We start from the raw sequence: 10,208 nt of genomic DNA on the forward strand, positions 1-10,208 counted from the left end.
CCGGCGCATCGCCAGGGCGATCACTTCGTGCGCAGCCACTTCTCCAAGGCCGTCAGCAAACGGTCGGGATCGACCGGCTTGGTGACATAGTCGGACGCGCCCGAATCGATGGCCTTCTCCCGGTCGCCCTTCATCGCCTTCGCCGTGAGGGCGACGATCGGCAGCCCGGCGAACTGCGGCATCCGCCGGATCGCGGTCGTCGTCGCGTACCCGTCCATCTCCGGCATCATGATGTCCATCAGCACCACCCGGACCTCGTCGTGCTGTTCGAGCACCTCGATGCCCTCGCGCCCGTTCTCGGCGTAGAGCACGGAGAGCCCGTTCTCCTCCAGCATGCTGGTGAGCGCGAAGACGTTGCGCACGTCGTCGTCGACGATGAGGACCTTCTCGTCGTGGAAGGTGTACGTGTTGCGCTGCGGCGGCAGTTCGCCGGGCGCGAGCTCGGGCAGCTCGGCCTCCTCCTCGCCGTCGACGTCCTCGTCCTCCTCGTCCCGGGAGCTGTCGTCGAGGCCGCTCGCCTCACCCGCGGCCGCGACGTCGTCAAAGGCCGGGGCCCGGTCGCCCTCGGCGGCCTCGCCCGGCATCCCGTCCCCGGCCCGCTCGCCCCCCGTACCCGCACCGGAACCCGTCGCGCCGTCGGCCTCCACCGCGCCACCGCCCTCCGCCGCGCCACCGCCCTCCGCCGCGCCACCGCCCTCCGCCGCGCCACCGGCCTCCGCCGCGCCACCGCCCTCCGGCGTCCCCAGGTCCTCCGCCGCGCCCCGCGCGTCCGCGCCGGCGACGGCTTCCGTCGCCGTCTCGCCCGCGGCGGACGCCCGGTCAGCGGCACCCGCCTCACCGGTCGCCCCGGAGTCCGTACCGGCACCGCCAGGAGCCTGGGCGGACTCCCCGCCGTCGACCCCGTTCGCGCCGTCCTCCGTCTCCCCGCGCGCCCGCTTCTCCTCCCGCTTGCGCCGCAGCTCCTCCGCCTGCATCGCCTTGCGGCGGCGACGGAACTTCTCGGCGGGACCGTTGCGGTTGTCGCGCACCGGGGTGAGGGCGCCGCCCGTGAGCGTCGGCGTCATCGGGCGCTCGCCCGGCACGAAGCGGTCACCCGTCTCGACGGCGGGCGCGAGGTCCGTCATGCCGCCCTGCGCCGGGACGTCGCCGGGGTGCAGCGGCAGGTAGAGCGTGAACGTCGAGCCGCGTCCGGGCTGGCTCTGCGCGTCGATCTCGCCGCCGAGCAGCCGCGCGATCTCCCGGCTGATCGAGAGCCCGAGGCCCGTACCGCCGTACTTGCGGCTCGTCGTGCCGTCCGCCTGCTTGAACGCCTCGAAGATGACCCGCATCTTGCCCTCGGCGATACCGATCCCGGTGTCCGTGACCGAGAAGGCGATCATCTTGCCGTCCGGCTCGGTCAGCGAGCCCGCTTCGAGCAGCTGCTCCCGGATCGCGTCCGGCACCTCGGCCCCCGCCGGGCGGATGATCAGCTCGACCGCCCCGCTGCCGGTGAACTTCACCGCGTTCGAAAGCAGGTTGCGCAGCACCTGGAGGAGGCGCTGCTCGTCGGTGTGGAGCGTCGCCGGCAGCTCCGGCGAGACGCGTACCGAGAAGTCGAGGTTCTTCTCGACCGTCATCGGCCGGAACGTCGCCTCGACGTAGTCGACGAGCTGGACGAGCGCGATCCTCGTCGGCGAGACCTCCATCTTGCCCGCCTCGACCTTGGACAGGTCGAGGATGTCGTTGATGAGCTGGAGCAGGTCCGAACCGGCTCCGTAGATTGTTTCGGCGAACTCGACCTGCTTGTGCGAGAGATTGCGCTCCGCGTTGTCCGCGAGCAGCTTCGCGAGGATCAGCAGCGAGTTGAGCGGGGTGCGCAACTCGTGCGACATGTTCGCGAGGAACTCGGACTTGTAGCGCATCGAGACCGCGAGCTGCTCGGCGCGCTCCTCCAGGACCTGCCGCGCGTTCTCGATCTCGCCGTTCTTGACCTCGATGTCGCTGTTCTGCCGGACGAGGAGCGCCGCCTTCTCCTCCAGCTCCGCGTTGGACTCCTGAAGCGCCTTCTGCCGCTGCTCCAGTTCGGCCGAGCGGTCCTCCAGCTGCGCCGTCAGCTCCCGGGACTCGGCGAGCAGCACCGTGGTCTTCGAGTTGACGCTGATCGTGTTGACGCTCGTCGCGATCATCTCCGCGATCTGCGCGAGGAAGTCCCGCTGGATCTGCGTGAACTGGGCGAACGTCGCGAGTTCGATGACGCCGAGCACCTTGCCGTCGAAGAGCAGCGGCAGGACCACGACCTGCGCGGGCGTCGCCTGCCCGAGCCCCGAGGAGATCTTGATGTAGTCGACCGGGACCTCGTTGACGGTCAGGACGCGCTTCTCGCGCGCGGCCGTGCCCACGAGGGTCTCGCCGGGGCGGAAGGCCGTCGGCATCATCCCCGCCGCGTAGTTGTACGAGCCGATGAGCCGCAACTGGTACGCCTCGTCGTCGACGTCCGTGACCTCCACGCCCTCCTCCAGCGGCTCGGCGAGGAAGAACGCCCCGTGCTGCGCGGTCACGACCGGCGTCAGCTCGCTCATGATGAGCTGCGCGACATCGGTGAGGTCGCGGCGGCCCTGGAGCAGCCCGGAGATCCGGGCGAGGTTGCCCTTGAGCCAGCTCTGCTCCTCGTTGGCGAGCGTCGTGTCCCGCAGGTTGCCGATCATCGTGTTGATCGTGTCCTGGAGGCGCAGGATCTCGCCCGAGGCCTGCGTCTTGGCCGAGACGTTGAGGTCGCCGCGGGTCACCGCCGTTGCGACGGAGGCCATGCCCCGTACCTGGTCGGTCAGGTTGAAGGCCATCTCGTTGACGGAGTCGGTCAGTTCACGCCACGTACCGTCCACGTCGCGGACCTGCGCCTGGCCGCCGAGGATGCCCTCGGTGCCCACCTCGCGGGCGACGCGGGTGACCTGCTCGGCGAAGCTGGAGAGCTGGTCGACCATCGTGTTGATGGTCGTCTTCAGCTCCAGGATCTCGCCGCGCGCGTCGATGTCGATCTTCTTCGTCAGATCGCCCTTGGCGATGGCCGTCGTGACCATCGCGATGTTGCGGACCTGACCCGTCAGGTTGGACGCCATCGAGTTCACCGACTCGGTGAGGTCCTTCCACGTCCCCGAGACCCCCGGCACGCGCGCCTGGCCGCCCAGGATGCCGTCCGTGCCCACCTCGCGTGCGACGCGGGTCACCTGCTCGGCGAAGGCGGAGAGCGTCGTGACCATGATGTTGACCGTGTCGGCGAGCTGGGCGACCTCGCCGCGCGCCTCGACGGTGACCTTCTTGGTCAGGTCGCCGTTGGCGACCGCCGTCGCGACCTGCGAGATGCCGCGCACCTGCGAGGTGAGGTTGTTCGCCATGATGTTGACGTTGTCGCTCAGGTCCTTCCAGATGCCCGTCACCCCGGGCACCCGCGCCTGACCGCCGAGGTTGCCCTCAGTGCCCACGTCGCGGGCCACGCGGGTCACCTCGTCCGCGAAGGCGGAGAGCTGGTCGACCATGGTGTTGACGGTCGTGACGAGTTCGAGGATCTCGCCCTTCGCGTCCACGGTGATCTTCTTCGACAGGTCGCCGCGCGCCACCGCCGTCGTCACCTCGGCGATGTTGCGCACCTGGAGGGTCAGGTTGTTCGCCATGCCGTTGACGGACTGCGTGAGGTCCTTCCACGTCCCCGAGACGCCCTGCACCTCCGCCTGCCCCCCGAGCCGGCCCTCGGTACCGACCTCCTGGGCGACGAGGGTGACCTGCTCCGCGAAGTTCGAGAGCTGGTCGACCATCGTGTTGAGCGTGTTCTTCAGCTCCAGGATCTCGCCCCGCGCGTCGACCGTGATCTTCTGCGAGAGGTCGCCGCGCGCGACGGCCGTCGCGACCCCGGCGATGTTGCGCACCTGGTCGGTCAGGTTCCCGGCCATCCCGTTCACCGAGTCGGTCAGTTCCCGCCAGACCCCGGCGACGCCCGGCACCTGCGCCTGACCGCCGAGCTGCCCCTCCGTGCCCACTTCGAGCGCGACGCGGGTCACCTGCTCGGCGAAGGCGGAGAGCTGGTCCACCATCGTGTTGATGGTGTTCTTCAGCTCCAGGATCTCGCCGCGCGCGTCCACGTCGATCTTCTGCGAGAGATCACCGCGCGCGACGGCCGTCGTCACATCCGCGATCTGCCGCACCTGCGAGGTCAGGTTGGACGCCATCGAGTTGACCGAATCGGTCAGCTCACGCCACGTACCGAGCACGCCGTCGACACGGGCCTGTCCACCGAGGCGCCCCTCGGTGCCCACGTCGCGCGCCATCCTGGTCACCTGCTCGGCGAAGGACGACAACTGGTCGACCATCGTGTTCACGGTGTTCTTCAGCTCCAGCATCTCGCCGGAGACGTCCACCGTGACCTTCTGCGAGAGGTCACCGCGCGCGACGGCCGTCGTCACCTGCGCGATGTTGCGCACCTGACCGGTGAGGTTGCGGAAGGCCGTGTTGACGGAGTCGGTCAGGTCCTTCCACGTACCCGCCGCGCCCGGCACGTTCGCCTGACCGCCCAGCTGCCCCTCGACACCGACCTCGCGGGCCACGCGGGTCACCTCGGAGCCGAAGGACTGGAGCTGGTCGACCATGGTGTTGACGGTGTTCTTGAGCTCCAGCATCTCGCCGGCCACCGCGACCGTGACCTTCTGCGAGAGATCACCGCTCGCGACCGCCGTCGTGACCGTCGCGATGTCGCGCACCTGCGTCGTCAGGTTGCGGAAGACGGTGTTGACCGAGTCGGTCAGGTCCTTCCACGTCCCCGCGGCGCCCGGCACGTTCGCCTGGCCGCCGAGCTGCCCGTCGAAGCCGACCTCGCGCGCCACCCGCGTCACCTCGTCGGCGAAGGTGCGCAGCGTCTGTGTCATCTGGTTGATGGTCTGCGCGAGTTGCGCGATCTCACCGCGCGCGCTCACCTCGACCTTGCGCGAGAGGTCCCCGTTGGCGACCGCCGTCGTGACGTCGGCGATGCCGCGCACCTGGGCGGTCAGGTTCCCCGCCATGAGGTTCACCGAGTCGGTGAGGTCCTTCCACACCCCGGCCACACCGGGTACCCGCGCCTGACCCCCGAGCTCGCCCTCGGTGCCCACCTCGCGCGCGACGCGGGTGACCTCCTGCGAGAAGGAGGAGAGCTGGTCGACCATCGTGTTGACGGTGTTCTTCAGCTCCAGCATCTCGCCCTCGACGTGCACCGTCACCTTGCGCGAGAGATCCCCCTCGGCGACGGCCGTCGTCACCGTCGCGATGTCGCGCACCTGGGCGGTGAGGCGGTACGCCATCGTGTTGACGGAGTCGGTGAGGTCCTTCCAGGACCCCGACATGCCCCGTACCTTCGCCTGCCCGCCGAGCTTGCCCTCGGTGCCGACCTCGCTCGCGACCCGCGTCACCTCGTCGGTGAAGGTCGAGAGCATGTCGACGAGGTTGTTGACGGTGCGGCCCACCTTGAGGAACTCGCCGCGCAGCGGGTGCCAGGTCCCCTCCGGGGTCTGCCCGCGCAACTCCATGCGCTGTTCGAGATCGCCGTCCGCGACCGCGGAGAGCACCCGGCCGACCTCGGAGACGGGCCGCGCCAGCTCGTCGACGAGCGCGTTGGACGCGGTCACCGCCGTCGCCCAGGCCCCTTCGAGTACGCCGGTCTCCAGGCGCTCCGTGAGTTTTCCCTCACGACCGACCACGCGTCGCACCCGCGACAGCTCACCCGTGAGGTGCAGATTACGGTCCGCGACCTCGTTGAAGACGGCCGCGATCTCGGCCATGATCCCGTCGCCCGAGACCGTGAGCCGCTTGCGGAAGTTCCCGTCCCGCATCGCCTCCAAAGCGGCGAGGAGCCGGTTCAGCGAGGTCGTGTCGACCTCGGTCGTCCCCTTGCCCCTGCCCCTCCCGCCGCGGGAGGGCTCGCTCCGGGACGACTGCTGTCCGCCCTCCGCGCGCGTACGGGTACGTCGCGTCGCTGCGCCAGACTCCACCGTGGTCCCTCCCGTGGGCTTCGACCTCGTGCTCGTGCCGGACCGCGCGGCGGCGGGGCCCGTCCATTCCGTAAGGCTCCCCCAAGTGTTTCACCCCGCCCCCCGCAGGCCATAACAGTTCGGCAGCTTCGGGCCCCGGCGACACTCTTCGGGGCGGAAACACAGCGAACCGGCATCCACCGGGCCCCGGATGGTAAGTAACCTGGGCCTGAACTGTCCCTCCCGCCGGTCCATCGGTCCAGGGGGGAGGGCACGGTGGCACGAACCTGCCGCGCGGCACAACGGCATCCGCGCGGCACCACGGCAACAAAGGGGCGGCCGAGGATGGGACTGGGTTACGCCGGGGAAGACACCCCGGATTCTCGCCCCGGGGCGGACGACGCCCCCGCACGGCGGACGGACGAGGACCGGGCGAGAGCCGCGGCCCGCCACGTGGCGGAGCCCCGCGCCACCACAGAGAACGCCGACTTCGTGACAGGGAGTGCTGTGACCGCTCGGGCGTCCGCCACCTTCGCCCCCGAGGGACGCTCCGTCGCGACGGCCCGCGCCTTCGTCCGCGACACCCTCCAGGGCTGGGGCTTCACCGACCTCGTCGACGACGCGACGGTCCTCACCAGCGAGCTGGTCACCAACGCCGTCGTGCACGCGGGCACGAGCGCCGAGCTGCTGTGCCTGCGCGAGGAGGACGGGGTACGCGTCGAGGTCGCCGACCGCTACCCGGACCGCGAGGTCCCGGTGCACGCGGCCCCGTACATCCTCACCGACCCCGAGCGCGAGGGCGGGCGCGGCCTCCAGCTGTGCGCGGCGCTCGCCGCCCGCTGGGGCGTCGAGTACTCCTCGACCCACAAGACGGTCTGGTTCCGCCTCGACCTGCCCGCGCGCCCGGTCGGCACCCGCAGCGCGGGCCCGCTCCTGCCCGACGAACTGCTCCCGCTCGCCGACGGGCACGTCCACGTCGCCGTCGTCCAGCTCGATGCCGAGGAGACCGTCTCGGCGTGGAACGAGGACGCGGAGGAGATGTTCGGCTACGCCGCCGCGCAGGTCGTCGGCAAACCCCTCACCGACCTCGCCGCCTGGCCGCACACCCCCGGCACCGGCACGGGCGTCGCCGAGGCGCTGCGCCTGTCGCGCTGGGAGGGCAGCTACGGGCTCCGCTCGGCCTCGGGCCGCGTCATCCCGGTCTACGCCTCGCACCTGCGCGTACGCGATGCCGAGGGCGCCCCGTCCACGGTCTGCCTCCTCGTCCACGACGAGGAGCGCGCCGTCCTCCAGGCTCCGCTGCGCCCCAGCCGCAAGGACGGCACGGGCCGCGGCGAGCCGACGTCGCCCGACGCGTTCGAGACCTTCATCGGCACCCCGCCGCCCGAGGACCTCGACGGCCTCCTCCAGCGCACCGTGGAACGCGCGCGGGACATGCTCGAAGGCGACGCCGCCTTCCTCCTGCTCGCCACGGACGACGAGACGGAGCTGGAGGTACGCGCCTCGACGGGCCTGCCCTCGGCGCGCCAGCGCTTCGCCCGCGTCCAGGTCGAGGCGGGCGTCGGGCGCTACGGCTCGGCGCGGATGCCCGCCGTGCACGAGGACCTCAAGGACGTGCCGGGCGCGGTGCCGCTCCTCGACGGCACGGGGATGCGCTCCGTGGTGACGGTGCCGCTCAAGGTCGAGGGCCGTCTCACGGGCTCGCTCGGCGTCGCGGCCGAGGCCCCCGAGCGGTTCACCAACGAGGAGGCGCTGCGTCTCCAGTTCGCCGCCGATCGCATCGCGCTCGCCGTCGAGTCGGCGCGCCTGGGCGAGCTGGAGAAGCTGCGCCGCGGCTCGCTCTCCTTCCTCGTCGAGGCGTCCGATCTGCTCGCGGGCACGCTCGACAGGGACCAGACGCTCGCGCTCATGGCCCAGATGACGGTGCCGAACGTCGCGACGTGGTGCGCGGTCTACACGATCGCCGACCCGGCGTCGGAGCCGTATCTCTCGTACGTCCTGCACGAGGACGAGGACCGCATCGACGGCCTGAAGGCGCTCCTGACCCGCGTCGCGCCGCCCGAGCCGGTGACGACGCCCGGGCCGCGCGTGTGGACGGAGCCGGCCGAGGCCGCGCACCAGGCGGCGCTGCGCGATTCGATGCGCAGCCTCGACCCGGGCGAGCTGACCCTCGTCGGCTCGGGCATCGGCGACACCCTTGCGACGGCCGCGGCAGTGGGCGGCGAGACGGTCGTACTGCCCCTCGTCGCGCGCAACCGCGTCATCGGGATGCTGACGCTCGGCAAGCCGGCCGACGAGCACTTCCGGCAGGAGATCCTCGAACTCGCGGAGGACCTCTCGCGCCGTGCGGCGCTCGCTCTCGACAACGCGCGCCTGTACTCGGAGCGCAACGCGATCAGTCAGTCGCTCCAGCGCTCCCTCCTGCCGCCGGAGCCGCTCCCCAAGGTCCCGAACGTCGAGGTGGAGGTCATCTACCGCGCGGCGGGCGAGGGCAACGAGGTCGGCGGCGACTTCTACGACCTCTTCCCGATCCGCGAGGGCGTCTACGGCTTCGCGATCGGCGACGTGTGCGGTACGGGTCCGGAGGCCGCCGCCGTCACGGGCCTCGCCCGCCACGCGCTGCGCCTCCTGGCCCGCGAGAACCTGCCGGGCCCGGCGGTCCTGGAGCGCCTCAACGCGGCGATCCTCGACGAGGGCGCCCGGAGCCGCTTCCTCACGCTGCTGTACGGCGAGCTGCACCCCCGCGAGGACGGCAGCGCACTGCTGAAGGTGGTGTGCGCGGGTCACCCGCTGCCGCTGCGCCTGCACCAGGACGGCACGGTGAGCCCCGCCGCGGAGCCGCAGCCGCTGCTCGGCGTCATGGACGACCTGGAGCTGTACGAGGAGTCGGTCACCCTCGACCCGGGCGATGTCCTGCTGTGCGTCACGGACGGGATCACGGAGCGCCGCGAGGGGACCCGCATGCTCGGCGACGACGGCCTCGCGGAGGTCCTCAAGGGCTGCACAGGGCTGACGGCGGGCGCGGTCGCGGCGCGCGTCATGCGCGCCGTCGCGAATTTCGCCGCCGACGCCCCGTCCGACGACATGGCGATCCTGGCGATGCGTCTGCCGGGGATTCACCAGGACTGACTGGAACGAGAAAGGCCCCCGCCATCAGGCGGGGGCCTTTCTCGTACTTCCCGGCTTTCGCTGAGCCCCAAAACGGAATCGAACCGTTGACCTTCTCCTTACCATGGAGACGCTCTGCCGACTGAGCTATTGGGGCCTGTCCCGCACGCGCTTGCGCGCGTGGCGACGAACGAAATCATACCCCGATTCCGCCCCCTCCCCGCACCATGCGTCCCGCCCGCGCCTCAGCTCAGTACGGGGCGGCGCACGAAGCCGCCGAGTGCGTTGCAGACCGCGACGAGGCGCTGCAGTTCCCGCTTGGGCAAGCCATCGCCGAGGGGCAGGGCGAGGGTCTCGGCCGCGGCCTTCTCCGTGGCGGGCAGGAAGACGTCCCGCCGGTATCCCGGCAGGCGGTGCAGCGGTGTCGGTACGGGAATGCGGCAGTCGATCCCCTTCGCGCGGGCCGCCCGCACGAAGGCGTCCCGGTCGGGCCGGCCGTTGCCCGGCACGCGCGCGACGTAGCGCAGATACCGGTGCTCCGCCCCACCGCGCGGCGGAACGACGCCGCGCAATCGGGCGTCGAGGTACCGTGCCCCTTCCCTCCGCGCCGCCGGCACAGCCCGCTCCGCCCCCGCATCGTGGTGCTCCAGTACGAGCAAGCCGTGGCGCTCACCGAGTGCCCTGACCGCCCCGAGCGGCGCGGGCCCCCCGAACCGGTGCCCAACGACAACCGCCGCCGTGACCGGCCCCAGCACGCTCGCCACGTGGGCCGCGTCCAGGTTGTAGGTGTACGGGTCGATGTCGGCGAAGACGGGACGCGCGCCCAGACCGAGAACGGCCTCAGCGGTCCCGGGGCCGTCGAACGCGGATATGACGACCTCGTCCCCGCTTCCGATACCTGCGGCTCGCAGCAATCTCGCGGTGTCCATGCCTGGATGGTTGCCCGCCGACATGAACACGACGCGAAGTGGAGAGAAACGCTGGGAACGAAAAAAGGGTGCCCCGAGTCCGAAGACTCGGGGCACCCTTTCAATATTTGTTCGGCGGCGTCCTACTCTCCCACAAGGTCCCCCTTGCAGTACCATCGGCGCTACGCAGCTTAGCTTCCGGGTTCGGAATGTAACCGGGCGT

Annotated in this window: 3 protein-coding genes, 1 tRNA gene and 1 rRNA gene; 1 reads left to right on the forward strand and 4 read right to left on the reverse strand. The window is 71.0% G+C overall.

Going from position 1 to position 10,208, the window contains the following annotated elements; translation table 11 throughout:
* Positions 1 to 20: 20 nt before the first annotated feature.
* Positions 21 to 5,990, reverse strand: coding sequence for a HAMP domain-containing protein (locus tag ACIP4O_RS29830; protein ID WP_401579213.1), 5,970 nt, complete (start codon positions 5,988 to 5,990; stop codon positions 21 to 23).
* Between the two features lie 324 nt (positions 5,991 to 6,314).
* Here ACIP4O_RS29830 and ACIP4O_RS29835 point away from each other — a divergent pair, with 324 nt between their 5' ends.
* Entirely contained in the window at positions 6,315 to 9,098 is a 2,784-nt protein-coding gene (locus ACIP4O_RS29835; protein ID WP_401579215.1) for a SpoIIE family protein phosphatase, read from the forward strand.
* Between the two features lie 63 nt (positions 9,099 to 9,161).
* Here ACIP4O_RS29835 and ACIP4O_RS29840 read toward each other — a convergent pair.
* The 3 genes from ACIP4O_RS29840 to rrf form a co-directional block, all read right to left on the reverse strand.
* Positions 9,162 to 9,234, reverse strand: a tRNA-Thr gene (locus ACIP4O_RS29840).
* 88 nt (positions 9,235 to 9,322) lie between these two features.
* Entirely contained in the window at positions 9,323 to 10,006 is a 684-nt protein-coding gene (locus tag ACIP4O_RS29845; protein ID WP_401579217.1) for a DegT/DnrJ/EryC1/StrS family aminotransferase, read from the reverse strand.
* A gap of 109 nt (positions 10,007 to 10,115) precedes the next feature.
* Positions 10,116 to 10,208 (reverse strand): 5S ribosomal RNA (gene rrf, locus ACIP4O_RS29850); the annotation flags it as partial.

Source organism: Streptomyces sp. NPDC088923 (genome assembly GCF_044749745.1).
Taxonomy (GTDB): domain Bacteria; phylum Actinomycetota; class Actinomycetes; order Streptomycetales; family Streptomycetaceae; genus Streptomyces.